At 41.4% G+C, this 25,631-nt stretch carries 28 protein-coding genes; 12 read left to right on the top strand and 16 right to left on the bottom strand.

The annotated features are described in order from the left end of the window. Nucleotides 1-6: 6 nt before the first annotated feature. The 3 genes from C1A47_RS01470 to purU are packed head-to-tail and all read right to left on the bottom strand — an operon-like array spanning nucleotide 7 to nucleotide 3,047. Entirely contained in the window at nucleotides 7-1,245 is a 1,239-nt protein-coding gene (locus tag C1A47_RS01470) for an FAD-dependent oxidoreductase (RefSeq protein WP_111891708.1), read from the bottom strand. Between the two features lie 27 nt (nucleotides 1,246-1,272). Then, nucleotides 1,273-2,181, bottom strand: a complete 909-nt coding sequence (folD, locus tag C1A47_RS01465; RefSeq protein WP_111891706.1) for a bifunctional methylenetetrahydrofolate dehydrogenase/methenyltetrahydrofolate cyclohydrolase FolD — start codon at nucleotides 2,179-2,181, stop codon at nucleotides 1,273-1,275. Beyond that, the gene (gene purU, locus C1A47_RS01460) at nucleotides 2,178-3,047 is read right to left on the bottom strand and encodes a formyltetrahydrofolate deformylase (RefSeq protein WP_111891704.1); all 870 of its coding nucleotides are present in this window, start codon (nucleotides 3,045-3,047) and stop codon (nucleotides 2,178-2,180) included. The genes folD and purU overlap by 4 nt, the downstream gene beginning before the upstream one ends. 323 nt (nucleotides 3,048-3,370) lie before the next feature. Here purU and C1A47_RS01455 point away from each other — a divergent pair, with 323 nt between their 5' ends. Together C1A47_RS01455 and C1A47_RS01450 are read left to right on the top strand one after the other, a co-directional pair. Continuing rightward, entirely contained in the window at nucleotides 3,371-4,222 is an 852-nt protein-coding gene (locus C1A47_RS01455; RefSeq protein ID WP_111891702.1) for a 3'(2'),5'-bisphosphate nucleotidase CysQ, read from the top strand. Nucleotides 4,223-4,278: 56 nt separating this feature from the next. Continuing rightward, nucleotides 4,279-5,022: a histidine phosphatase family protein gene (locus tag C1A47_RS01450; RefSeq protein WP_111891700.1), complete on the top strand. Its 744-nt coding sequence runs from the start codon at nucleotides 4,279-4,281 to the stop codon at nucleotides 5,020-5,022. Nucleotides 5,023-5,066: 44 nt separating this feature from the next. Here the strand turns inward: C1A47_RS01450 and rpsT are convergent, their stop codons facing one another. After that, nucleotides 5,067-5,333, bottom strand: coding sequence for a 30S ribosomal protein S20 (gene rpsT / locus C1A47_RS01445; RefSeq protein ID WP_004900852.1), 267 nt, complete (start codon nucleotides 5,331-5,333; stop codon nucleotides 5,067-5,069). A 203-nt stretch (nucleotides 5,334-5,536) separates the two neighbouring features. On the opposite strand from rpsT, the gene C1A47_RS01440 reads away from it, so the two are divergent. The 5 genes from C1A47_RS01440 to C1A47_RS01420 all read left to right on the top strand — a co-directional run bounded on the left by C1A47_RS01440 (nucleotide 5,537) and on the right by C1A47_RS01420 (nucleotide 12,400). Further along, complete coding sequence (locus C1A47_RS01440) at nucleotides 5,537-6,217, top strand: NAD-dependent epimerase/dehydratase family protein (protein ID WP_111891698.1); 681 nt, start codon at nucleotides 5,537-5,539, stop codon at nucleotides 6,215-6,217. After that, entirely contained in the window at nucleotides 6,214-6,720 is a 507-nt protein-coding gene (rraA, locus tag C1A47_RS01435; protein WP_111891696.1) for a ribonuclease E activity regulator RraA, read from the top strand. The genes C1A47_RS01440 and rraA overlap by 4 nt, the downstream gene beginning before the upstream one ends. A gap of 117 nt (nucleotides 6,721-6,837) precedes the next feature. Beyond that, entirely contained in the window at nucleotides 6,838-10,302 is a 3,465-nt protein-coding gene (mfd, locus tag C1A47_RS01430; RefSeq protein WP_111892177.1) for a transcription-repair coupling factor, read from the top strand. Nucleotides 10,303-10,445: 143 nt separating this feature from the next. After that, a complete protein-coding gene (locus C1A47_RS01425) occupies nucleotides 10,446-10,880 on the top strand; it encodes an HIT domain-containing protein (protein ID WP_111891694.1) in 435 nt (144 codons plus the stop codon). Between the two features lie 41 nt (nucleotides 10,881-10,921). Beyond that, nucleotides 10,922-12,400, top strand: coding sequence for an adenylate/guanylate cyclase domain-containing protein (locus C1A47_RS01420; protein WP_171294314.1), 1,479 nt, complete (start codon nucleotides 10,922-10,924; stop codon nucleotides 12,398-12,400). 3 nt (nucleotides 12,401-12,403) lie between these two features. Here C1A47_RS01420 and fdx read toward each other — a convergent pair whose 3' ends face one another. The 8 genes from fdx to C1A47_RS01380 form a co-directional block, all read right to left on the bottom strand. Further along, a complete protein-coding gene (fdx, locus tag C1A47_RS01415) occupies nucleotides 12,404-12,742 on the bottom strand; it encodes an ISC system 2Fe-2S type ferredoxin (protein ID WP_111891692.1) in 339 nt (112 codons plus the stop codon). Between the two features lie 9 nt (nucleotides 12,743-12,751). Then, the gene (gene hscA / locus C1A47_RS01410; RefSeq protein WP_111891690.1) at nucleotides 12,752-14,617 is read right to left on the bottom strand and encodes a Fe-S protein assembly chaperone HscA; all 1,866 of its coding nucleotides are present in this window, start codon (nucleotides 14,615-14,617) and stop codon (nucleotides 12,752-12,754) included. Nucleotides 14,618-14,642: 25 nt separating this feature from the next. Next, the gene (gene hscB / locus C1A47_RS01405; protein ID WP_111891688.1) at nucleotides 14,643-15,158 is read right to left on the bottom strand and encodes a Fe-S protein assembly co-chaperone HscB; all 516 of its coding nucleotides are present in this window, start codon (nucleotides 15,156-15,158) and stop codon (nucleotides 14,643-14,645) included. An 82-nt stretch (nucleotides 15,159-15,240) separates the two neighbouring features. Then, nucleotides 15,241-15,561, bottom strand: coding sequence for an iron-sulfur cluster assembly protein IscA (gene iscA / locus C1A47_RS01400; RefSeq protein ID WP_111891686.1), 321 nt, complete (start codon nucleotides 15,559-15,561; stop codon nucleotides 15,241-15,243). A 31-nt stretch (nucleotides 15,562-15,592) separates the two neighbouring features. Next, a complete protein-coding gene (gene iscU / locus C1A47_RS01395) occupies nucleotides 15,593-15,979 on the bottom strand; it encodes a Fe-S cluster assembly scaffold IscU (RefSeq protein WP_111891684.1) in 387 nt (128 codons plus the stop codon). Between the two features lie 76 nt (nucleotides 15,980-16,055). Further along, nucleotides 16,056-17,273 (bottom strand): IscS subfamily cysteine desulfurase, encoded by a 1,218-nt coding sequence (locus C1A47_RS01390; RefSeq protein ID WP_111891682.1) that lies wholly within the window; start codon nucleotides 17,271-17,273, stop codon nucleotides 16,056-16,058. A gap of 1 nt (nucleotide 17,274) precedes the next feature. Further along, entirely contained in the window at nucleotides 17,275-17,748 is a 474-nt protein-coding gene (locus C1A47_RS01385; protein ID WP_111891680.1) for an Rrf2 family transcriptional regulator, read from the bottom strand. A gap of 125 nt (nucleotides 17,749-17,873) precedes the next feature. Then, a complete protein-coding gene (locus C1A47_RS01380; RefSeq protein WP_111891678.1) occupies nucleotides 17,874-18,521 on the bottom strand; it encodes a hypothetical protein in 648 nt (215 codons plus the stop codon). A gap of 183 nt (nucleotides 18,522-18,704) precedes the next feature. Between C1A47_RS01380 and C1A47_RS01375 the strand changes: the two genes are divergently transcribed. The 3 genes from C1A47_RS01375 to C1A47_RS01365 all read left to right on the top strand — a co-directional run bounded on the left by C1A47_RS01375 (nucleotide 18,705) and on the right by C1A47_RS01365 (nucleotide 21,595). Next, a complete protein-coding gene (locus tag C1A47_RS01375) occupies nucleotides 18,705-19,175 on the top strand; it encodes a phasin family protein (protein ID WP_111891676.1) in 471 nt (156 codons plus the stop codon). A gap of 148 nt (nucleotides 19,176-19,323) precedes the next feature. Then, nucleotides 19,324-19,596, top strand: a complete 273-nt coding sequence (locus C1A47_RS01370; protein WP_111891674.1) for an HU family DNA-binding protein — start codon at nucleotides 19,324-19,326, stop codon at nucleotides 19,594-19,596. A 130-nt stretch (nucleotides 19,597-19,726) separates the two neighbouring features. Next, nucleotides 19,727-21,595, top strand: a complete 1,869-nt coding sequence (locus C1A47_RS01365; protein WP_111891672.1) for a SurA N-terminal domain-containing protein — start codon at nucleotides 19,727-19,729, stop codon at nucleotides 21,593-21,595. 47 nt (nucleotides 21,596-21,642) lie between these two features. On the opposite strand, the gene C1A47_RS01360 is transcribed toward C1A47_RS01365, so the two are convergent. From C1A47_RS01360 to tusD, 4 genes are read right to left on the bottom strand one after another with little or no spacing between them, the layout of a single operon-like run. Further along, nucleotides 21,643-21,954: a TusE/DsrC/DsvC family sulfur relay protein gene (locus tag C1A47_RS01360; protein WP_111891670.1), complete on the bottom strand. Its 312-nt coding sequence runs from the start codon at nucleotides 21,952-21,954 to the stop codon at nucleotides 21,643-21,645. 11 nt (nucleotides 21,955-21,965) lie between these two features. After that, a complete protein-coding gene (locus tag C1A47_RS01355) occupies nucleotides 21,966-22,247 on the bottom strand; it encodes a hypothetical protein (protein ID WP_111891668.1) in 282 nt (93 codons plus the stop codon). A gap of 5 nt (nucleotides 22,248-22,252) precedes the next feature. Then, nucleotides 22,253-22,603: a hypothetical protein gene (locus C1A47_RS01350; protein WP_111891666.1), complete on the bottom strand. Its 351-nt coding sequence runs from the start codon at nucleotides 22,601-22,603 to the stop codon at nucleotides 22,253-22,255. A 42-nt stretch (nucleotides 22,604-22,645) separates the two neighbouring features. Then, complete coding sequence (gene tusD, locus C1A47_RS01345) at nucleotides 22,646-23,014, bottom strand: sulfurtransferase complex subunit TusD (protein WP_111891664.1); 369 nt, start codon at nucleotides 23,012-23,014, stop codon at nucleotides 22,646-22,648. A gap of 89 nt (nucleotides 23,015-23,103) precedes the next feature. On the opposite strand from tusD, the gene C1A47_RS01340 reads away from it, so the two are divergent. Beyond that, nucleotides 23,104-24,105 (top strand): SDR family NAD(P)-dependent oxidoreductase, encoded by a 1,002-nt coding sequence (locus tag C1A47_RS01340; RefSeq protein WP_111891662.1) that lies wholly within the window; start codon nucleotides 23,104-23,106, stop codon nucleotides 24,103-24,105. Between the two features lie 112 nt (nucleotides 24,106-24,217). Then, a complete protein-coding gene (gene fumC / locus C1A47_RS01335; RefSeq protein WP_111891660.1) occupies nucleotides 24,218-25,612 on the top strand; it encodes a class II fumarate hydratase in 1,395 nt (464 codons plus the stop codon). The last annotated feature ends 19 nt before the right edge of the window (nucleotides 25,613-25,631 follow it).

The following is a 25,631-nucleotide window of genomic DNA, read 5'->3' as shown; positions in this document are numbered from 1 at the left end:
TTCTCCTTAGTGGCTTGCTGCTGTTGCGCCCATTTCGTTGACTTGCTGGAAGGTGCTGAAACGTTCCAGTGCAAAAGGTTCAATCAGGCGAGGGGTTTTGCCTGTTGCCACCAGTTCCGCCATGGTCTTGCCGCAGATAGGCGTGGCTTTAAAGCCCCATGTGCCCCAGCCAGCATCGAGGTAGTAATTGTCTACAGGGGATTTCCCCATAATCGGGCTGTAGTCAGGAGTCATGTCGGTAATCCCTGCCCATTGGCGCATGAGTTTGACATTTGCCATGAACGGGAACATTTCAATGGCATGTGCCAGCAAACTTTCTTTCAAGTCCAATGTTGAACGGGTGTTATACAGCGGGTATGGATCGGAACCACCACCAAATACAATTTCGCCGCGGCTGGTTTGTTGCACATAACAGTGCAAAGCCGATGAACTGACCAAAGGTGTCAGGAACGGTTTAAATGGCTGAGAAACCATGGCTTGTAACGGGAAAGTCTGAATTGGCGCACGGATTTTGGCTTTTGCCATCAAAATCGAAGATGCCCCCGCAATCGCCTGAACGGCACAGCCACATTGCACTGTGCCACGATTGGTTTTAATGGCTTTGATTTTGTTGTTCTCAATCACCAAATCTTGTACTTCGGTCAGCTGATGAATTTCTACACCACGTTTTGCCGCTTCTTTGGCATAACCCCAAGCCACAGCATCGTGACGCGCAGTTGCCCCATCGATATGCCAAAGCCCAGCCAATACAGGCAAATGTGCAGGATCGAGATTTAAGCAAGGCACGAGTTCTTTAATCTGTTGACGATCCAGCATTTCAGTACGACCACCAAAATGCTTGTTGACTTCGGCACGTTGACGGAAAGCACGTACAGTCGAGTCGGTGTGTGCCAGTGTGAGCTGTCCGCGCTCAGAGTACATAATGTTGAAATCAAACTCGTTGGAGAGATTTTTAAACATTTTGACCGATTCTGAATAAAACTCGACGCCTTCAGAAGTTAGGTAGTTGGAGCGAATCACGGCAGTATTACGTGCAGTATTTCCTCCACCTAAATAGGCTTTTTCTAAAACCGCAATATTGGTAATACCGTGATATTTAGACAGGTAGTAGGCTGTTGCAAGACCATGCCCACCACCACCAATAATCACCACATCATAGTGCGGTTTCAAAGCTGTCGGTGGAGGTAAATCCACTTCGACAGGATATTCAGAACTTAATCCATATTTCAGTAGACTAAATGGCATGAGTCCTCCACAGCGCTCGGCATTGACTTAAACGGAAGTTGAATGGGTTTGTGCATGCTGCAACTGTGCGGCATGGACGGTATTTTTCATGAGGTAGGCAATGGTCATTGGGCCAACACCACCAGGGACAGGGGTAATGGCACTGACCATTGGCAGGACATCTTCATAGTCCACATCGCCGACCAGACGGTTCTTGCCATTTTCCTGAATGCGGTTAATGCCAACATCAATCACGACTGCATCTGCTTTTAAATAAGACGCATTGATCATGCGTGGGCGTCCGACTGCCGCAACAACAATGTCACCCAACTGACAAAGCTGTGCTAAATCCTGACTTTTGGAATGCACCACAGTGACAGTGCAGTTTTCCTTGAGCAGTAAAGCCGCCATCGGTTTGCCGACAATATTGGAACGTCCAACCACAACTGCGTGTAGCCCAGATAAATCACCCAAAGTGTCTTTTAGCAGGCGAATACAACCTGTTGGCGTACACGGGGTGAGCACATCACGTCCCTGACTTAAACCACCAACATTTTCACTGTGGAAACCATCGACATCTTTTTTCGGATCAATCCGTTCCAAAACAGCGATTTCGTCGATATGTTTTGGCAATGGTAGCTGTACTAAAATGCCGTGTACGCTTTGATCAGCATTGAGTTCATCAATTTTGGCAAGCAGTTCTGTTTGGCTCAGTTCAGCAGGGAAGCGGAATTCCAGTGAACGGATGCCAACCATCAGGGCTTTTTCGACTTTGTTACGCACATAGACCTGACTGGCAGGGTCTTCACCAACCAACACCACAGCGAGGCAAGGACTAATGCCTTGCTGCTGTAATGCGACGACATCATGTTTCACTTCTTCGAGGACCTGTGCAGCGGTGGCTTTACCATCAATTACGGTACTTTCAGATGCAGTAAATTGGCTGAGTAGACTCATTTGAATACCACCGTACGGTTATCGTTGAGGAATACACGGTGTTCGACAAAATATTTCACCGCTTTAGACAGCGCGATGGTTTCAGTGTCACGACCTAAAGACACCAGATTTTCTGGCATATAGGCATGGTCTACACGTTGCACAGCCTGCTCAATAATTGGGCCTTCATCTAAATCACTGGTGACAAAGTGCGCTGTTGCACCAATCAGCTTCACACCACGGTCAAAGGCTTGGTGATAAGGTCGTGCGCCTTTAAAACCAGGCAAGAATGAATGGTGAATGTTGATGGCACGACCCGATAACTGTTTGCACAAGTTATTGGAAAGAATCTGCATATAACGCGCAAGAATCACCAATTCAGTACCCGTTTCATCCACGATTTTGATCAGTTCTTGTTCTTGCTGAGACTTATTGTCTTTGGTCACAGGTAAGTAAATGAAGCGGATGCCTTCACGTTCTGCAACTGAACGTAAATCGAGGTGATTCGATACAATCGCGGTGATTTCAAAATCAAGTTCACCTTTGTGATAGCGATACAATAAGTTTAATAGACAGTGGTCAAATTTACTGACCATAATCAATACCTTAACAGGTTTACTTTGATCATAAAAAGTTGCTTGCATGTTAAAGCTTTCACCAATCTCCTTGAAATTGGCTTTGAGTTGTTCAAGATCCCCATCAACCCCAGCATTGAAACGGAACACAGCACGCATAAAGAAATGCCCTGTAGTTTCATCATCGAATTGTGCCATCTCACTGATATAGCAACCGTTACTTGCTAAATACCCTGAAACCGCTGCAACAATTCCAGATGCCGCAGGACAACTAATTTTTAATACATATTGCTCAACTTGCTTGTGTTCCATGGTGGTGCTTCCTCGCCGTGTGGTCTTTAGGAAAATTCCCCTTTAAAATTCTTCGTGGGAAAAATATTTTCTTCAAGGTAATTTATATAAAAATTTAACCACGCCGTCTAGCACTTTTTGAATTATTTTTTCCTGACAGGAAACTTTTGTGAGGTATCTCATTAGGAGTAGAGCATCATATTATTGTGCAATATTTTTTCTTTTAAGGAATAAAGCAAAGACTGTGCCGAGATTTTCAGCAACCTCAAAAAATCTAATGAATTGAGCTGTATTTCAAAAGATGAAGGGTTATGATAAGCGTATTTTGGAAATGAGAAGCAATCATGTTCGTGCCAAGTGCCCATCCCAATGATGAATTAATACAGACAGTTGTGCAGATTTTGCAGCAAGCTAGCGAAATTATTCGGCAGGAATACCTGACATTCTGTCAGGGTGAGAAATTTCATGTGCAGACCAAGCACGATGATTCGCCTGTAACTCAGGCCGATTTAAAAGCCAATCAGTTTATTGAAACAGCATTACAAAAGCTCACGCCAGCACTGCCACTTTTATCGGAAGAAAATGAACATCATGAACGGCATACTTGGTCACGTTGTTGGGTACTTGACCCTTTAGATGGCACCAAAGAATTTTTGCATCAGCGCCCAGAATTTACCATTAATCTCAGCCAGATCGAAAATGGTAAAACCTTATTTTCTGCAATAGCCATTCCCGCACAGCAATTGATTTATATCGGTTATTTGGATCAGCATCCTTATAAGTACGATGCCGAGCAACAGCAGTGGTTTGCCTATCAAGCGCCTGAAGTGCAGCAGATTGAGCCGATTCAAGTTGGGCTGAGTCATCGTAGTAAACAGCCAGAGTATCAAGAATTTATCGAGATTTTGCAGCAAAGCCATGCGATTGAAACCTCTCAGGCAGGCAGTGCTTATAAATTTTGCATGATGCTGGAAGGTAAAATCGACATCTATCCACGTTTTCATCCGACTTCAGAGTGGGATACCAGTGCAGGGCAAGGTTTGCTCGAGAGTGTTGGCGGTGGATTGGTGAGCTTGGCAGGAGAACCTTTCATTTATAATCAGCGTCGCCGTTTACTCAATGATGGTTTCATTGCTTTCGCTCAGCCTGCATATCAGGAAATCGCGCTGAAAGCACTTCGCCTAATGACGAAATGATTGCAGTCCAAAAGCAGCATGATATAGTGCACAAGTAACCACTTGAATCTAGAAGAATGTCATTACAGTTATTACCTCAAAGTATGTATCAGGCAATCGAATTACTCCCTGATAGCATCACGCCTGTGACTTTATTTACACGACATTCGGTTCGTGAAATGGTCGCTGGGCAGGGACTTGCTGGATATGACCTGCAACTGACAGATGAAGGACGTGAGCTTGCACAAGCATGGGGACGTTACCTGATTGAAAATACAGGGCGAGTCATTGAACAGTGTATGTCGAGCCCGATTCAGCGCTGTGTCGATACTGCTGCATTGATGATTCAAGGGGCAGATCAGGTCACACAGCGTCCAAATACCCATAATATTGAAATTGTTGAGCAGGGCTTACTGGTTGAACCAGGAAGTTTTGTCCTCGATATTCAGCAGGCTGCACCATATTTTAGACAGCAAGGTGCTTTAGGCTTTATTAACAGTTTTGTGAATAATGCCTTACCTGGTATGAAGCATCCGATTACGGGTGTCGCGGATGTGTTGGAGCTGCTATATAACGCGCATCCACAAAACAGTGGTGGTCTAACGCTTGCAGTTAGTCATGATACGATTATTGCTGCGATGCTTGCAGTGATGCGAAACCAGATGCAGCTTGAGAAAAGCGACTGGCCTGAAATGATGGAAGGTGTATTTGTCTGGTTTGAAGGTGATAATTTCACAGACAGTGTTTTGAAATGGATTTGGCGTGGCAAGATTTACCAGTTATCCATTCGCGAATTTGTTCAGCAAAAAGATAATTCATAAGCAATAAAAAAGCCCCAAATTTGGGGCTTTTTTATAATGCAAAATTAGTTAGCTAACGCTTTAACTTGTGCATTCAAACGGCTCTTATGACGAGCAGCTTTGTTTTTATGGATGATGCCTTTATCAGCCATACGGTCGATTACAGGAACAGCTTTTTTGTAAGCTTCTGTAGCAACAGCATAATCACCAGCTGCAATTGCACTTAAAGTACGTTTGATGTAAGTACGAACCATAGAACGCAAGCTTGCGTTGTGTTTGCGCGCTACAACGTTTTGACGCGCACGTTTTTTTGCCTGAGCAGAGTTTGCCACTCTTGCACTCCTTCAAATAGATTGGTCTGGGCGGGCTGAAACAATACTGAAACTACTCAGATCGCTTTCACCAGCCCGTAAACAAGTGCAATATTTTGATGAATCAGCGTAATGAAGTCAAGTATTATCAGGGTTTGATCGACTTTTGCTGATTAAAACAGTATAAAATATAAGCATAATTAGGGTGATAGATGATCTCAAGCATGCAAAAACTAAAAATCCAAAGTGCAATTGTGATTGGCGCAACAGGTTTGGTGGGGCGGCAACTCGTAGAACAGTTGCTACTGCTTCCCGAATGCCAAAAAATAACCCTCGTTGTTCGTCGTGAACAGCCTCAATATCGTACTTTTAGTCAGATTCAGCAGCTCATTTTAGATGATTTTTTATTGCTGAATGAAGAAGATGTCAGTCAGCATACGCATGCTTTTAGTTGTTTAGGCACAACACTAAAACAGGCGGGTTCACGTCAGGCTTTCTATGATACTGACTATACTATCAACATGCATTTTGCTGAGTTGTTACAGGACAAGCATATTCATTATGTCTTGGTGAGTGCCGCAGGTGCATCTGCCAGTTCGCATTTTTTCTATAATCGGGTGAAGGGAGAGCTAGAACGCGATGTGCAGGCATTCAATCTCGACACCATTTCGATTTTGCGTCCATCGTTGTTGATTGGTGAGCGTTCGCAGTCCCGTTTTTTTGAAGGTCTCAGTCAGAAATTTTTTCATTTGACGGAGCGATTTTTACCTGCGCATTACACATATAAGCCTGTTACAGCATCACAAGTGGCTAAGACTATGGTCGCGGCTGCAATGCTACAAACGGAGCATATTCGAATTTATAATAACTTAGACATACAAAACACAACATGGAGTACAAAATGACAGCATTTGTAACGTGTGATTTACTGGACGATCACCCTGAACAGAATATTCAGGTACTTGGGCCAAGTTTAGACAATAAATTCTTTAAAAGTTATGGTGGCCGCAAAACCTTTGGCGGGCAAATCGTGACAGTCAAATGCTATGAAGATAACTCTCGTGTTAAAGAATTACTGGCGAGTGATGGCACAGGTAAAGTTTTGGTGGTCGATGGTGGCGCATCGATGCGCTGTGCGCTCATGGGCGATCTGATCGCAGAATCTGCGGTACGTAATCACTGGAATGGTGTGGTGATCTATGGTTGCGTGCGTGATGTCGATGCTTTGGCAGAACTTGATTTAGGGGTACATGCTTTGGCTGCTATTCCACAAAAAAGTAACCGTCAAGGTGTGGGCGTTGTTGATGTTGCCTTGCATATTGGTGGGGTGATGATTATTCCTGAGTCTTATCTGTACGCAGATAACAATGGCATTATTATTTCAGAAGAAAAGTTGGTTGATCTTTAATCTAATCTGCTGAATTTAAAAATGAATCTAAATTTTAGCGGATTATTCTGACCAGCCTAGAATAGACATGGTAGTATTTGGCCTATGAAAAACGGGCTAAAACTTGATTCCATGTCTATTTTTACCAAAGAAATTTCTGCATTAAAACTCAATCAGTTTAAACAACATGAAAAACGCTGGATCGGTGGTTTACTCGGTTCGGCAGGTGCGCTTTTATTTAAAGAAATTGCTGTGCAGTTCCCTCAGTTATTTGTGCTGATTGCACGCAATAACCAGCATTTGGCGCAGTTGGAAAGTGAACTGGAATTTTATGGAATAAAGCCGACCATTTTTCCAGACTGGGAAATTTTACCTTATGACCGTTTATCGCCTCATCAGGATATTGTTTCCGAGCGCTTAGCGATTTTAGCAAATATGCCTCAGCAGGGTATTTTACTGGTTTCAGCTTCGACCTTTGCTCAGCGCGTTGCACCTGTGTCTTGGGTGCTTGGGGCGCATTTCGACTTAAAGGTCGGGCAAAAATTTGACTTAGAACAACAGAAAAAACGTCTGATTCAGGCAGGCTACCAACTGGTCGATACTGTGTACGATCATGGTGAGTTTGCAGTGCGTGGTAGTATTGTTGATGTGTATGCTTCAGGTCAGGACGCACCGATTCGTATCGATCTGTTTGATGATGAAATTGACACTCTTAAGTATTTTGACCCTGAAACCCAGCGCACCACGCAGACCATTCAGCAATTTCGAATTTTACCTGCCAAAGAATTTCCACTCAAAGAAGCGCGAGCATTATTCCGTGAGCGTTATGCTGAGAGTTTCCCAACGGCAAATCCAAAGAAAAACCCGATTTATCAAGATGCGTTAGAAGGAATCGCATCTTCGGGTTTAGAGTTTTATCTCCCGTTATTCTTTGACAAAAAGGCTATGCAACAGGAAAGTATGCTGAGCAGTTACTTTCCTGAACAGACCATTGTCATCAATACCGATGATCTCGATGAAGGGCTGACCCAGTTCTGGCAAGATGTTTATCGACGTTATGAAGATCGTCGTCACAATGTTGAACAGCCTTTATTGGCACCTGAAGAATTATTTTTAAAACCACAGCAGGTGTTGGAACAGGTCAATCAATTTCGTCGTATTGTGGTTTCAGTCGAACCGATTGCTGAAAAAGCAGGTGCGATTAATCTGAGTACCGATGCACCGCCTAAACTGCCTGTCGATGCCAAGTTAGAGCGACCATTCAGCCACGTCAAACAGTATGTCGATGCCGTGAGTTATCCTGTACTGTTGGTTGCGGAAAGTGCAGGCCGACGTGAGACTTTAAAAGATGCCTTGCGTCCAAGCTTTGGTGATATTCCACAGGTTGAGTCTTTTCAGCAGTTTTTAAAAGAACAATATTCAATTGCAATTACCAATGCACCACTGGATCGTGGTTTGGTGATTCATGATCAACTTGCGGTGATTTCCGAAAATCAGTTGTATGAGCATCGGGTGGTACAGCGCCGCCGTAAGCGTCAGCAGGAAATTTCTGAAGAATTTCTGGTTCGGAGTTTAACCGAGCTGAGTATTGGTGCGCCTGTAGTGCATATTGATCACGGGGTGGGGCGTTATGCGGGCTTGGTCAATTTAACCATTGATGATCAGGAACATGAGTTTTTGCAGCTTGATTATGCCGATGGTGCAAAAATCTATGTCCCTGTATCGAATCTGAATTTGATCAGCCGTTATAGTGGTGGTGACCCTGACCTAGCGCCTTTGCATAAACTGGGGAATGATGCATGGAATAAAGCCAAACGTAAGGCTTTAGAGCAAATTCATGACGTTGCTGCTGAACTTTTGCATATTCAGGCACGTCGTCAGTCTAAACCAGGTTATGGTTTTGAACTGGATCAAAGCTTGTATATGCAATTTGCCAGTGGTTTTGCTTATGAGGAAACCCTCGATCAAGCCAATGCTATTGATGCGACTTTGCATGACATGCAACAAGCCAAACCGATGGATCGTTTGGTCTGTGGTGATGTTGGTTTTGGTAAAACCGAAGTGGCGATGCGGGCAGCATTTGTCGCTGTACAAAACTCGAAACAGGTTGCAGTGCTCGTACCTACGACACTTTTGGCACAGCAGCATTATGAATCGTTCAAAGACCGTTTCGCCGACTGGCCAATTCGGGTTGAAGTATTATCACGCTTTGGTTCAAGTAAGACTCATCAAAAAGTCATTGAAGATTTGGCACAAGGCAAGGTTGATATTGTGATTGGTACGCACAAAATCTTGCAGGAAAATATCCAGTTCAAAGATTTGGGCTTGATGATTGTCGATGAAGAGCATCGTTTTGGTGTACGCGATAAAGAGCGGATTAAAGCCTTGCGTGCCGATGTCGATATGCTGACTCTAACTGCGACACCTATTCCGCGAACTTTGAATATGTCGTTCAGTGGTATGCGTGATCTCTCGATTATTGCCACGCCACCTGCACGCCGTTTAGCCGTTAAAACCTTTGTGCAAGAACACACCGATGCCACCATTAAAGAAGCGATTTTGCGTGAGTTGCTGCGTGGCGGTCAGGTGTATTTCTTGCACAATGAAGTCGATACCATTGAACGTGCTGCAGAAAATATTCGTGTACTTGTGCCAGAAGCACGGGTGGCAGTCGCGCATGGACAAATGCGTGAACGTGAACTTGAACAAGTCATGCAGCAATTCTACCACAAGGAATACAACGTTTTAGTCTGTTCAACCATTGTGGAAACAGGGATTGATGTCCCGAATGCCAATACCATGATTATTGAACGTGCGGATAAACTGGGACTGGCTCAGTTACATCAGCTACGTGGTCGTGTTGGGCGTTCACACCATCAGGCTTATGCCTATCTCATGGTACCTTCACTCAAAGGTCTGAAAGGCGATGCAGAAAAACGCCTAGATGCCATTCAACGAGCATCCACTTTAGGTGCAGGCTTTATGCTTGCCACTGAAGACTTGGAAATTCGCGGAGCAGGTGAGTTGCTGGGTGAAAAACAAAGTGGTTCAATGCAGGCGATTGGTTTTAGCCTGTATATGGAAATGCTCGAAAAAGCGACTAAGGCGATTCAAATGGGTCGAACACCGAACTTTGATGCACCGCTCAGCTTGACTGCGGAAATCAATCTGCATATGCCTGCCTTGATTCCAGATGAATATTTGGGTGATGTACATCAGCGCTTGTTGTTCTATAAGCGCATTAGTAATACCAATGCCCAAGAAAAACTCGACAATATCCGCATGGAATTAATTGACCGTTTCGGAATTTTACCAGTCGCCGTGAAGCAACTGTTTAGTGTGCATGAAATTCGGATACAGGCAGAGCAACTCGGTATAGTTAAAATCGATATTAACAGCAATGGTGGTTATATTGAGTTCGCACCAGACACGCCTGTACACGCCATCAGTATTATTCAAATGATGCAGCGTCAGCCGACGTATTTCCGTATGGAAGGTGGGCAACGCCTGAAAATCATGGTGATGCTTGAAGACTATGAAAAACGTATTGGTTTTATGAAAGAGCTTTTGGCAGGACTGATTCGAGAGCTTCCAACAAACTAAACTGGACAATATCGCTTGAGTGAGCTGGAGGGTTTATGCAAACCTTATAATTCGAGCGATAAAGCACAATCAGTTGATATTCATGGCAACATGGATATGGTAGTATTGAACCACTTTTCGTTATTTTTACCATTTATAAAGATATGTTTAGTTTACATCCGCAACTTGCGCAAGATACGTTTCTTGTTGGTGATTTTCCATTATCAACATGTCGTTTAATGAATGATATGCAATTCCCTTGGTTGATTTTGGTTCCACGTGTTCCAGGAGTTACCGAATTATATGAACTGAGCCAAGCTGATCAGGAACAATTCCTGCGTGAATCAAGCTGGTTGTCGAGTCAATTATCACGTGTATTCCGTGCTGATAAGATGAATGTCGCAGCGCTTGGCAATATGGTGCCGCAATTACATTTTCACCATATCGTTCGTTATCAGAATGACGTGGCTTGGCCAAAACCTGTATGGGGTTTGCCAGCAGTTCCTTATAGTAATGATGTTTTGGCTCACATGCGTCAAACATTGATGTTGGCACTTCGTGGACAAGGTGAAATGCCATTTGACTGGCGGATGGACTAACTTCACCGAGTAAAATTTTGCTGCTAAAGAGGTGAAGTGCAGTGCCATTGGAACGTAATATAAATAATAAATTTGTACTCGAAAGTGTTTATCGCTTTATTGCGTATATGATGCTTTCATTCGGGGTACTGCTGTATTATTTTCCAACGCCTCTTCAAATGCAGCATTATGTCGTTGCAGTTTTTTCAACCATTCTCTTTTGTGCGACACTTTGCGTATTTTTTCTTGCGAAACATAAATTTACCCGCCGTCAAATTAAACAGATAATTTTTGTTCTGGACTTGTGTGTCTTGGCGGCGGTTTTATCTGCGGTACATTTATCTTTTGTATTCAGTAGCTTGACGTTAGCATCCTTCTGGTACTTTTCTACGACCTTTAATAAAATTTCATTTGTTGGCTATAGTGTTGGCTTCTTATGTGCGGTCATGACTTTTTACGTCAATGCATTTTTATTTTACGGTTTTGAAAATTATTTTGAAGATACCAGTATTTATCTCACTGTTTATAGTTTCATCTGCTTTGCAGCTTGTTTTGGTGTAACCAATCATTTTAATAAAAAAGCATTACGAAACCTGATAACAACCAAAGATTATTATCAGGAACAGATGAATCGTTATATTCAATTTTCAAATCAGTTGAGTCGTTATGCACCGCTTCAATTGTGGCAATCAATCATGCGTGGCGATACTCAAGCTAAAATTGATTATAAGCGTAAAAAAATGACCGTGTTTTTTTCAGATGTGATTGGTTTTACTGAATTGGCTGAAAAACTGATTCCTGATGACTTGGCTTTTGTTTTAAATGATTACTTGAGCCACATGGCTGAAATCGCCAAACGTTATGAAGGTACATTAGACAAGTTCATTGGCGATGGGATGCTGATTTTCTTTGGTGATCCACAATCTCAAGGCGTTGCACAAGATGCTAAACGTTGTGTAGAGATGGCAATTGCCATGCGCCAGCAAATGCATGTACTGCGTGAGCGCTGGTTAAAGATGGGCTTTCCTGAGTTACATATTCGCATGGGCATCAGTACAGGTTACTGTCACGTTGGAAATTATGGTTCAGATTATCGAATGTCTTATACGCTGATTGGTCATGATGTTAATTTGGCAGCTCGACTTCAGGGCGCAGCACATCCCGATGAAATTCTGATTGCGAATGAAACCTATCGTTTAATTAAAGATGAATTTGTTTGTGTGCCAAAAGAACCAATGCAGCTTAAGGGTTTGAGTGAATCAATTCAAACTTGGCAAATTGTTGATAAATATACAGGTATTCGTTCAGATTTACAGCAGTGGTTTGATTATGAATATAAAGGTTTTCATTTATTGTTGAATTTAGATGAAGTTCAGCATTATGAGTATCAGCAATTGCTTGATGTATTAGAGCAAATGAAACAGCGTATTGAAACACAGCAGGATTTGACAACAGAACAGGGAATTGCACGTTTAGATCTGCAAGATGAGATTCAAAATCCAGATTCAAAGCTCGGTGGCTTTGAATCGGACAAGGTTTAAAACTTAGTGATTTTCTGATGCGTGATTGATCGTGTATTTTGGAATTTCGACTTCCAAATCTTCATTTTCAACATTTACCTGACAAGACAAACGTGAATCTGGCTCTAAGCCCCATGCACGATCAAGCAAATCAGCTTCGACATCATTCATTTCTTCCAAGCTGTCAAAACCACGACGTACAATCACATGGCAAGTGGTACATGCACAAGACATGTCACAAGCATGTTCAATTTTAATGCCGTTTTTGAGTAAGCTTTCACATAAGTTTGTGTTGTTTTCGACTTCAAACTCTGCGCCTTCAGGGCAAATTTGTGCATGCGGAAGAACTTTAATACGTGGCATATTCTTTACCTATTCAGAAGTTGAGTTTGACCAATCGTCTAATTTTGTGCCTTTGAGGGCATGGTCAATATGGCGGTTCATACGCAATGCTGCAAAAGCATCGCTGTGCACTTTAAGCTGATTAACAGCATTTTCAATCGCTTGAATATCTTGACCTTGTAATTGAGTATCAAGTTGCTGTTGTGCTTGTTGTAAGGCACTTAACTGCGATTCACTGAGCAAACCGGCATCAGCTTTCAGCGCTTGTGTTAAAGCTTCAAGTTCACGTTGTGCTTCAACTTTGGTTTCTTGCAAATGGCGAAGTTGTTTGTCTTCTTCAGCATATTGGAAGCCTTCAAGCAGTAAGCGCTCCATGTCGGTATCAGATAAACCATAAGATGGTTTAATGTCGATATGAGCTTCAACGCCAGAGGTTGTTTCACGTGCAGAAACTGCTAAAAGACCATCGGCATCGACTTGGAAAGTGACTTCAATCCGTGCCTGACCTGCGGTCATTGGTGGAATACCACGCAGCACAAAGCGTCCTAAAGAACGGCAATGTTCAACCAAATCACGTTCGCCCTGAACGACATGAATTAACATGGCAGATTGACCATCTTGATAGGTTGTGAACTCTTGGCGACGCGCAACAGGAATAGACGTATTGCGTGAAATCAGACGCTCTACCAATCCGCCCATGGTCTCTAAACCTAAAGACAGTGGTGTCACATCAAGCAATAATGATCCATCTTGGCTGTTGCCAACCAACTGGTTTGCAGTAATCGCAGCACCAATTGCAACCACTTCATCTGGGTTGATGGTACATAGAGGCTCTTGTTGGAAAACATCCGCTACGACTTTTTGAACTGCATAAGAGCGTGTTGAACCACCGACTAATACGACATTTTGAATGTCGCTAAGCTCAAGTTTGGCATCACGTAAAACACGTTTACAGACGGTAATGGTGCGGTCAAGTGCCACTTGAATAATCGACTCAAATGTTGGACGATCTAAAGTAATTACCTGATCAAGCAAGTGTAATTGAACGTGTTGCTGCTCAGAAAGCTGTTCTTTGGCTTTACGTGCAGTCACCATAAAGTGAGCATATTCAGCATCATCGAGTTCATCAAGATTAAGCTGTTTTTTTGCCCATTTTACAATGAGACGGTCAAGGTCATCACCACCAAGGGCAGTGTGTCCACCCGTAGCAAGCACTTCAAACACGCCTTGCGAGAAACGTAAAATTGAAACGTCAAATGTACCGCCACCCAAGTCGTAAATGACATAGTTACGGTCAGTTGATAAATTGGTTTCTTGGTCTAAGCCATAAGCAACAGCCGCAGCTGTAGGCTCATTCAATAAACGTAATACATTTAAACCTGCAAGCTGAGCAGCATCACGTGTTGCTTGACGCTGGGCTTCATCAAAATAGGCAGGAACAGTAATTACGGCACCAGTGAGTGGTTGTTGAATGCTGTCTTCAGCACGAAGTTTGAGTTGTTTTAAAATATCAGCAGAGATTTCAACAGGTGTTTTTGGCCCAGCATTGGTTTGGAATGCAGGCATTTCATTATCTGCACCAACCAGTTCATAGGGATGCTGAAATTTAATATCCGCTTTTGAACGTCCCATGAAACGTTTAACCGAAACAATGGTATTTTTCGGATCACGGGTAATGAATGGTTTTGCTTCTTCACCATACGCATTTTGCTGCTTGGCATAATGCACAATCGATGGCAATAACACTCGGCCATGTTCATCTTCTAAAACTTTAGCTTGACCTGAGCGTACAGTGGCAACCAAAGAGTGCGTTGTGCCTAAGTCAATCCCAATCGCAACACGATGTTCGTGCGGCGCACTTGACTGACCTGGTTCAGCAATTTGCAAGAGAGCCATCTGTTAAAATCCTTGAATATAAAAATTAAAATTCATCATCCAAATCGTACTGTTCATCATCAAGTAAGCGATCTTCAGCCTTATCAATGTCATTCATGACACGTTGGAAGAAGCGTAACTTACGAACAGTATCACGTGCTTCGCCCCAATCTTCATCGTCATAGTCGATTTTGAATTCGCGAACTAAACCAGCAATCCATTGATTCACTTCATCTTTTAAAGTGTGTAGTTGCTCAGGGTTTTGTGCTTCATCGAGCTGTTCACGAATTTCTAGTGCAGACTGTAAAAATTCAAAGTCGTGAATAGATTGGTCTAGGCCATGATCTTGCTTTTTAAGTGCGAGTAAATAACCAGCGCGGCTATCAACATGTGATAACACTTTATGGGCTTGGTTAATCTCACTCGATTTGATGAGTGCTTGATCTTTATCTTGTGCTTTATCAGGATGATATTGTTGTTGCAATTTCAAAAAGCTATTTTTTAAAGCTGCTAAATCAATATCGAGTGCAATAGGTAATCCGAACAACTCAAAATGATTCATGGGGGATGATTTCCACGAGGTAAACGTCAATAAAACAGTGAATTATACACTGTTTTATTGAAAGGGAAGGTGAAAGGGAGAATTAAACAGTGAAAGACTCACCGCAACCACATTCACCTTTTTTGTTTGGGTTATTAAATTCAAAGCCTTCATTTAGACCATTTTTTACATAGTCCATTTCCAATCCATTGAGATAAACCAAACTTTTTGGATCAATAAAAACTTTTACACCAAACTGCTCAAAGACTTGATCATGTGTATCGACTTCATCGACAAACTCAAGTACATACGCTAAACCTGAACAGCCTGAAGTTTTCACCCCAACGCGAATGCCTTCACCCTTACCGCGATTTTTTAGGTAATTGCTGATATGAGTGGCTGCATTTTCAGTTAAATGGATCATGAAAACTCCGTGAATTTATCTTGCCAAACAATTATGCATTTGATTTTTTACTACGATAATCTTCAATCGCAGCTTTAATTGCATCTTCTGCCAATACTGAACAGTGAACTTTCACTGGCGGTAAAGCAAGTTCAGTTGCAATGTCAATGTTCTTGATCGCTTGAGCTTCATCAAGAGTCTTGCCTTTTAACCATTCGGTAACCAAAGAGCTCGATGCAATTGCTGAGCCGCAACCATAAGTTTTGAAGCGTGCTTCTTCAATTACACCTTCATCGTTGACTTGAATTTGTAAACGCATTACATCGCCACATGCAGGTGCACCCACCATACCTGTACCAACATTTTCCGCATTTTTGTCAAGTACACCGACGTTACGAGGGTTTTCATAATGGTCAATGACTTTTTCACTATATGCCATGGTCTTTCTCCGAACCTAGGGGGTTAGCCTGAGTATCCTTAATTTAATATGGGGGTAAAAACATTAATCGCAAGGATTAATGTTCTGCCCATTCAACTGTTGAAAGGTCGATGCCTTCTTTATACATATCCCAAAGCGGTGAAAGCTCACGGAGTTTTTCTACAGCAGATTGAGTAATGCTGATTACGTGGTCAATATCTTCTTCAGTGGTGTATTTACCAAAACTGAAACGGATTGAGCTGTGTGCAAGTTCATCAGACAAGCCAAGCGCACGTAATACATAAGATGGTTCTAGTGTTGCAGATGTACATGCAGAGCCACTTGAAACAGCCGCGTCTTTAAGTGCCATCATTAAAGATTCACCTTCAACAAAGTTGAAGCTGACATTTAAGTAGTTGGCAACGTTTTGTGTTGGGTGACCGTTCAGGAAGACTTGCTCTAAGCTTTGTACACCATTCCATAATTTGTCACGAAGTACACGTAAACGTGCCTGTTCAGATTGAAGATTTTTGCCTGCAAGTTCAAAAGCTTCACCCATACCCACGATTTGATGCGTTGCAAGTGTACCTGAACGCATACCACGCTCATGACCACCACCGTGAATTTGTGCTTTTAGACGAACACGTGGGCTACGGCGTACAAATAGTGCACCAATACCTTTAGGACCATAGATTTTGTGAGCAGAGAAGCTCATTAAGTCTACTTTGATTTGACTTAAATCGATTTCAATCTTCCCAGCAGCTTGAGCAGCATCGACATGGAAGAATGTTTTGTTGGCACGAGTCAATTCACCGATCGCAGCAACATCAGTCACAGTACCGATTTCATTGTTGACCATCATCAATGACACTAAAATGGTGTCTGGACGAAGCTCAGCAGCAACCATTTCAGGCGTAATCAAACCAGTTTGTGGTTGTGGTTCGATATACGTAATTTCAAAGCCTTCAGCTTCAAGCTCACGACAAGTATCTAAAATTGCTTTGTGTTCAATTTTACTGGTAATGATGTGTTTGCCTTTAGATGCATAAAACTGAGCAACACCTTTAAGTGCGAGGTTGTCAGATTCAGTTGCACCAGAAGTCCAAACAATTTCACGCGGATCGGCTTTAACTAGATTCGCAACTTGCTCGCGTGCATACTCCACTTTTTCTTCTGCTTGCCAACCGTAAGCATGTGAACGCGAGGCTGGATTACCAAAAGTACCATCAAAGGTTAAGCATTCCATCATGCGTTCAGCAACTTGAGGGTCAACTGGAGTTGTTGCTGCGTAGTCAAGATAAATAGGACGTTTCATGTTAAATACCTGTACCCGATAATAGGTCTGACTCATAAGAGGCTGAATTTTGGCGAATCGCAACAGTTTGTACGTTGTCGCGAGAAATGAGGTCAGATAAGGAAATTTTTGCTAAATAATCGGCGATATGGTTGGAAAGATCTTGCCATAGGTCGTGAGTTAAACACATTGCGCCATTTTGGCAGTTGCCTTTGTGGTCACAACGGGTTGCATCGACTGTTTCATTAACAGCTTCAATAATTTCTAAAACAGTAATTTCATTTGCGCTTCTTGCTAAATGGTAACCACCATTTGCTCCGCGAACGCTAGAAACTAAACCATGACGTTTAAGTTTGGCAAATAACTGCTCAAGATAAGCAACTGAAATTGTTTGGCGTGCTGCAATTTCTGCAAGCGTGATCGTTTGCTCAGGTGGCTGCAAGGCTAAATCAAGTAGAGCAGTCACTGCGTAGCGACCGCGAGTGGTTAGACGCATAATTCGATACACATGTTTAGACTAGATGCCTAAATTTTATGAATCCTGACTAAAATAGTCAAGTTTTTTGATGGTAAATTTGAAACTAAGCGGAGAGTGAAATTTAAACGGCTAATGTTATTGTTTTAAACTGCCCAATGATTATATAGCAAAGTACACAAAAGAATGACAATTACAGTGATAAAAAAACTATTTAAGCGGCGTTGCTTTTTTTCAATGTGACGTAGGCGATTTTTGTACTGTTTAACTTCAACTTGTAAGCTATTGATTTTTGATCGTTGGTATTCAATTTTTTCTAATAAAGGTGCAATACGTTTTTTTGATGCAATGACTTCTGTGTCAGGTTCAGAACGAAATAACCATTTTTTCCAATCAGCAGCAAGTTTTGGTAATGCCAGTTGAGTTAACAAATCTCGAAAAGGATCTTTGAGTTGGTCGTGTCCATACATGCGAATTCCGCGGACACTTTTCTTGTTGCCTAAGACTAAAGTTTGAACGTAACCAAAAACAGTACTGCTAATTTCTAAATCGACAGATGAGTCTGGTGCGTGTAAGTCAAATAAAATCCCTTTTCGGGTAAAGCGGACGTAAAAGTCCATATAAGGAATATAACAATTCACTTTGACTGTTAATTGCTGGTCTAAAAACTCTTTTGCATGTAGTTGAACCACATCATCGTGCTTGAAAATGAAACTATAGAAAGTTTCTAGTGCAATCATGCCAAAGTTTAACAACAACTTGGGTTGTTCTTGTTTCTGTTGAGATTCACTCATAAAGTCAAAATTCCTCAATGAAGATCCGAAGATTTCATTGATTGTCCTCGAACGATGAAAATGGTCGAAAAAATGAAGTAGTTTTGTAGAACAGTTTGGGAAAATGTTCAAGTCAAATCTTTGTTATTATAACGTGATTATGCCTAAAGACGGTTGCTGTCATACAAAGAAGGAGTGATAACAATGAATAAGAGGATAATAAATCAGCAAAATGAATCGGAAGAAAGCTCCGTTGAAACTCAGGATAAAAAAAATAAGCAGAATCAAAAAACTGCTTTAGATTTTCGTAAGTACACGCAACAAATTTGGCTGGCTGGTTTAGGAGCATTTTCACGTGCCGAAGAAGAGGGCAATAAACTATTTGACTCTCTAGTCAAAGTTGGTGAAGAACTGGAAGCGAAAACGCTTGGTTTTGCAGATCAAACCGTGTCTAAAGTAACGGATAAGGCTTTAGAGTCAGTTTATGAAACAAAAGATAAAGTTGAAAAAATATTGGATCAAGGGGTGAATACTTCACTCAACCGCTTAGGTTTAGCATCAAATAAAGATATTCAGCATCTGGAACAACTGATTCTGTCTCTTCACCGTAAAGTGGATATGTTAGTTGAAGAAAATCAAGCATTGCAACGTCAGCTTTCACAAAGCTCTCAATAAATGTGCATTTTCATAGATTTTTTCAGGGAAATCTGACAAAAGCTTTTGGTGAGTATTGCCTTTTCACCTCAAGCATTGCTATAAAGGCGTTATGGTTATATTTGAAAGCCTTGGATTTAAACAACCAAATTAAGAGGACGTAATCTTCATGAATAAATCAGAATTAATTGATGCAATTGCTACAAAAGGGGGATTGTCTAAAACTGATGCAGGTAAAGCATTAGATGCGACTATTGCTTCAATTTCTGAAGCGTTAAAAACAGGTGACACAGTTACTTTAGTGGGTTTTGGTACATTCAGCGTTAAAGAGCGCAGTGCACGTACTGGTCGTAACCCTAAAACTGGTGCAGAATTGCAAATCGAAGCAAGCAAAGTACCTAGCTTTAAAGCTGGTAAAGGCTTGAAAGATGCTGTTGCGTAAATAAAGCAGCAAATAAAGCGCGCCATAAGGCGCGTTTTTTTATTGAATTGTCGAAATAAACAAGGCAAATGCGTTCATTCGCCTTTTGATTTCAGTTAAAATCGCACACAAATAAAATATTGGAATACTTATGGAATCGTTTCGTAAACTGATCAAAGGTTGGTTAGGCATCGCATTGCTGGTGTTATTCCTAGCTCCTTTAGCGTTAGTAGGTATTGAAGGATATTTTAGTGGATCGAAAAAAACCGATGTAGCTAAAACAGTCAATGGTCAAGATATTTCAAACAAGGATCTTGATGACTTGGTAAAAGCTTATCAGAAACAATATTTGCAGTATGTTCAAGGTGATGCATCCTTACTTAATATGGATGTAATTCGTAAGAACGCACTAGATACTCTAATTGCACGTCAACTTATGCTTCAGCAAGCTCAAAAAATGGGTTTGAACTTAAGTGATGCGCAATTTGTGACAATGCTTTCGCAAGTTCCTGAATTCCAAGTCAATGGTAAATTTAGTGATGAGGCGTTTGGTAATTATTTACGTACCAGTGGTTTAACGAAAGAAACTCTTATTGCAAATTTGCGCAAAGATCAGGCTTTAAAAATCCTTACAGGAACGGTTTCGAATTACACATTATTAGATAAGGCGGATATTCAGCGTTTGGCGAATATTCAAACTGAACAGCGTGAAATTTATCTCGCGAGTGTGAAGCTTGATGACTATAAAAAAGGTTTGACAGTAAATAATCAGGAAATTGCTGATTATTACAACAAACATAAAACGAGTTTCAAACAGAATGCCAATGTTGATGTTGATTACGTCGTTTTAACACCAGCAATGGTCAATGTAACAACGGCTGCACCGACTGCTGCAGAACTTCAGCAAGCATATAGTAAATATGCGACAACTCAGAAAACTGATGCTTCTAAAGAAGTTCATCATATTTTGATTACGTTGAACAATCGTGATGACGCTGCAGCACTTAAGCTGGCAAATGAAGTTGAAGCAAAAATTAAGGCAGGTATGTCATTTGCTGATGCTGCAAAACAATATTCTGAAGATCCAACATCTAAAGAAAAAGGTGGTTTGCTTGATAGTTATAAAGCAGGCACTTTAGGTTCAAAAGAGTTTGATAATGCTGTGGCCTCTTTGGCAGACAATCAGATTTCACAACCTGTAAAAACTCAGTTTGGTTATCATATTATTGAAGTAAATACACCAGCTGTAAAAGTTGCACCATTAGAAGCGGTTAAAGCACAATTGATTGCAGACATTGAAAAGACGAAGAAAGCCAATGCATTTAGTGACATGGTTAACAAGTTAAATGATTCAGTGATTAGTAATGATGCTTTGGATGTTGTTACACAGCAAGTTAAAACAGCAAAAATACAATCTGCGAAAGCAGTAACCGTGTGGACAAAAGATCCATATTTGGCGGATGCATCTGTAAAAGCAAAACTCTTTAGTGATGATGTAAAAACGGGTGATCGTAATGCCTCAAGCAGTATTCAGTTAGCAAATGGTGATGTGGTTTGGGTGAAAGTCCGTAATTACCATGCTGCTGGAACGCAATCTTTGGCTCAAGCAACATCTCTGATTCGTAATAAAGTGTTAGACCAAAAAGCGGCAGCGATTGCACAACAGCGTTTAGCGGCAATCTTTGATGGATTTAAAACTAAGCCTGCGGCACAAGTGTTGACTCAGTCAAGTATCAAGTTTGAGAAAGCAGGTGTGTTCCCACGTCAAGGTCTGAAAAAAGAAGTATCTAATATTGCATTCACCCTGCCAGCACCAAAAGATGGCATGTGGTCAGTTGGAACAACAACTTTACCAGATGAAATGATTGTGATTGCGGTGTCTAAAGTATTGCCAATGGATCCTAAGGCGATTAGTGCTGAGCAAATGCAACAATTACAAACTTGGTATCAACAGAGTCGTAGTGAGCAAGAACTTGCAGACTATGTTGAGTATTTGAAGTCAAAAGCCAAGATCAAGTAATAAGTAAATAAAAAAAAGCGCTTCGGCGCTTTTTTTATTTTTAAAGATTATAAACAGTTGGCTGGCTTTGGTACGCCTGCCAAACGGCTTAGATGTCGGGCGACAAGTCCTGTGTTAAAGCGCTGTTGCAGCACAGCATTGTCAATTTCAGGACTAACCGTTTTCATTAAATACTTAATCAGTGGACGGGTCGCGGGTGAGTGTCCAAACTGCTGATAAAACTGTCGAACAGCATGTAAAATTTCGAAATGCCATGCTGAGAGTTCGATTTCTAGGCTATTGGCGAGTTCTTGGGCAACTTGTTCATTCCAGACTTGATAGTCAACTAAATGACCATCTTGATCGAGTTCTAAAGACATTGTTTTCTCAATTATTTAAGACTGATACAACGTGTATGTTGTATAAGTAATTCGGTGAAATCAGGATAATCAATAATCTGAATTGAAGCACTTTCAAGTTCAGGTAAAATACAGGTATCTGCTTTAAGCAGATAGCAATTATAAGATTGAACTGCTGGATGGCTGTATAGCAGGGTTGATTCTGCCATGAGTACAACTGAGTCAGTTGGGCTGGCCATTTGTTGTAATTGTTCTAAGAGTGCTGAGGCTTTACTGTAATCACCTTGCAGCAGGAAAAGCGTAGAATTTGACATGTCAGTTACCAGTAAAGCACGTGCTCAAAATTTGCAATAAATTCAGGATTCAATTCAATAAACTCAATTTCATGTTGGGTTTGGCAGACAAACGGATGATGTTGCTGCTTTTGCTCGATATAAATCGGGCTAAGATCATAAAACTCAAAACTATCGACCATATTCGAGCCAAGCTTAAAGGGATGATTTTTTGCATCAAAAACCAAATCATTTTTCAGCAGGCTCAAAGCTGCATCTTTGAGTAAGACTTTAACCTGACAACCAAAGGTTGCCAAAACCATGGTGGCAGACAAGCTTTCATTGCTCTGTGCCTGCATTAAATTTGCTTGAGTTAAAATAACAAGAACAGTTTTCACAGAACTACCTTTTAAAAACAACAAAGCACACGTGCAAAGCTACTAAAATTGAACTAAACGTAGGGTATTTTGAACAGCATCGGCAAACTCACCTAAACCAACCAGCTCAAAACCCGATGCCAGATTAAATTGTGTCAACTGATGACGTTCAGCATTGTCTTGGTCTGTAATGCCGCGAGCGAGAGCTGCACTGACACAAACAGGTAAATGAATACCTAGTTTTTGCCATTCCTTAGTAAGTTGGCGCTGATCGTCAGGATACCAGTTCAAGGTATTTGCCACCATGACACCATCCTGATAGAAAAAAACTCGAAAATTCTGATTTGTAGCTTGAAGTGCTTGTGCTGTACCTAGCGCATGCCAAGCCAAAACAGAGTGAGGAGATGCGGTGACGAGGATTAGGGTGCTCATAACAAATCACTTTACAAAGAATATGGTTGTGCACTCACTGAATAGATGGAATGGTAAACCATGGAAAATAAACAATAGGTAAGTATACAATGATTTTAATTACAGGTGGTTTAGGCTTTATAGGTTCTCATATTGCACTGCACTTGCTTTCAAAGGGGCAGCAGGTGGTATTGGTTGATAATTTGGTGAATAGTCATCCACAAACCTTAGATCGGTTGCAATATATCTCAGGACAATATATCCCATATTTACAGGTTGATGTGCGAAATACACCTGCACTCACTAAATTTGTGGAGCAGTACCCCATAGATGCTGTTATTCATTGTGCAGGATTTAAGTCGGTGCAGGAGTCAGCGCTCAAGCCTATTGAATATTATAATAATAATTTAAGTGCTTTAATGAGCGTTGTGCGAATGATGCAACGGATTGGTTGTCGAAACTTTGTACATATTTCAAGTCTTATGATTTATGGTCGATCTGAGTTAGGTCTTTCAGAGAATACGCCTTTGAATTATGACTATGTAAATCCTTATGTTCAGTCTCAGCAAATGATGGAAAAGATTTTAGCTGATGTCTTTCAGCATGATACTGAATGGAATATTGGTGTTTTACGTGTTGGCAATGTTGCGGGCGCATTTGAACAAGGTTTTTGGGGAGAATTTGTACCTAAACTGCCAAAAAGTATCATGGGGTTGTTAATGCAAGTGGCTAATCATGAGCGTGAGGGAATAGAACTCTATCAATCTGCAAAAACACAAGACCATACTGTTGAGCGCAGTTTTGTGCATATATTGGATGTGTGTGATGCGATAGACAAAACTTTAGAATGGTTAAAGCAGCAGCAACATCGTTATGAAGTATTGAATATTTCCCGTGCTGAAGCGACAAGTATGGCTGAATTATTGCAAGCAGCCGAACGAGTAACCCTAGCTAGAATTCCAGCATTGGAGTCAACGGTTGGAGTGCATTCTCAAGTGCTTGAGCAGATTGGTGCAGATGTGAGTAAAGCTAAGCAACTATTAGATTGGTCTGCACAAAGAACTGTTGAACAAATGCTAAAAGATCAGTGGCGATTTTATCGCGGTGGATAACTTTATGTGTAAATGATAATTATTTACTAAATGGCATTTACTGAGTATGATTGTCAAGGATATGACAAAAATCATTACATATAAATGAATGATAAAGAAATAGAGGAAGCTTATGAAAACGCGTATTGAACATGACACCATGGGTGAAGTTGAAGTTCCAGATGAAGCGCTATGGGGTGCACAAACACAACGGAGCTTGCAAAATTTTAAAATTGGTCAAGAGCGTTTACCACGTGCAATGATTCGTGGCATGGGACTGGTTAAAAAAGCTGCCGCGATGACCAATGCTGAGCTGAAACAGATCTCACAAGAACTTGCAGGCTATATTGTGGATGCGGCTGAAGAAGTGATTGCAGGGAAGTGGGATTCGCAGTTTCCTCTGGTGGTTTGGCAAACTGGTTCAGGTACGCAAAGCAATATGAACTGTAATGAAGTTGTTGCGAATATTGCCAACCAAAAATTAGGAAATCCATTAGGTTCACAAAAACCAGTTCATCCTAATGATCATGTCAATCGTGCTCAATCAACCAATGACTCATTTCCAACGGCTATTCATGTGGCGGCAAGTGTACAAATCAATGAATTATTGATTCCCGGAGTTCAGCGATTAAGAGATACCTTGCGAAAAAAATCATATGAATTTCAAGAGATTGTTAAAATTGGACGGACACATTTGCAAGATGCAACACCACTGACTTTGGGGCAAGAATTCAGTGGTTATGTATCACAACTTGATCATGGCCTAAAGCGCTTAAATCAGGCCTTAGAAGGATTATATGAGTTACCTTTAGGCGGGACAGCCGTGGGTACGGGCCTAAATGCTCATCCAGACTATGCTGTGAAAGTCGCACAGCAATTGGCGGAGCTAACAGGTTTGCCATTTGTAACTGCTCCAAACAAGTTTGAAGCTTTGGCAGGGCGTGATGCAGCTGTATTTGCTTCAGGTGCATTAAAAACACTCGCAACCAGTCTGAATAAAATCGCAAATGACATTCGTTGGTTGGCAAGTGGGCCACGCTGTGGTTTTGGTGAGCTACGAATTCCAGAAAATGAACCAGGCTCAAGTATTATGCCGGGTAAAGTCAATCCGACTCAAAGTGAAGCCATGACGATGGTTGTTGCCCAAGTATTGGGGAATGATACAACCATTAATGTTGCAGGGGCTTCAGGTAACTTTGAATTGAACGTCTTCATGCCTGTAATCGCATTTAACTTATTGCAGTCTATTCAATTGCTTGGAGATGTATGTAATAGCTTTAATGACCACTGTGCTGTTGGCATTGAGCCAAATCGAGAAAAAATTGATCATTTCTTGCATAATTCACTCATGTTGGTCACAGCATTAAACCCTGTTATTGGTTATGAAAATGCTGCGAAAGTTGCAAAGACAGCGTACAAAGAAAATAAAACCTTAAAGCAGGTTGCTGTTGAGCTGAATCTAGTCACTCCTGAACAGTTTGATGAAGTTGTACGACCTGAGAAAATGGTTGCACCCAATGTGAAATAATCATCAAGTACAACATCAG

It is taken from the genome of Acinetobacter sp. MB5, from assembly GCF_003261585.1.
Classification (GTDB): Bacteria; Pseudomonadota; Gammaproteobacteria; order Pseudomonadales; family Moraxellaceae; genus Acinetobacter.
This window is presented reverse-complemented; position numbering and strand designations above follow the sequence as displayed.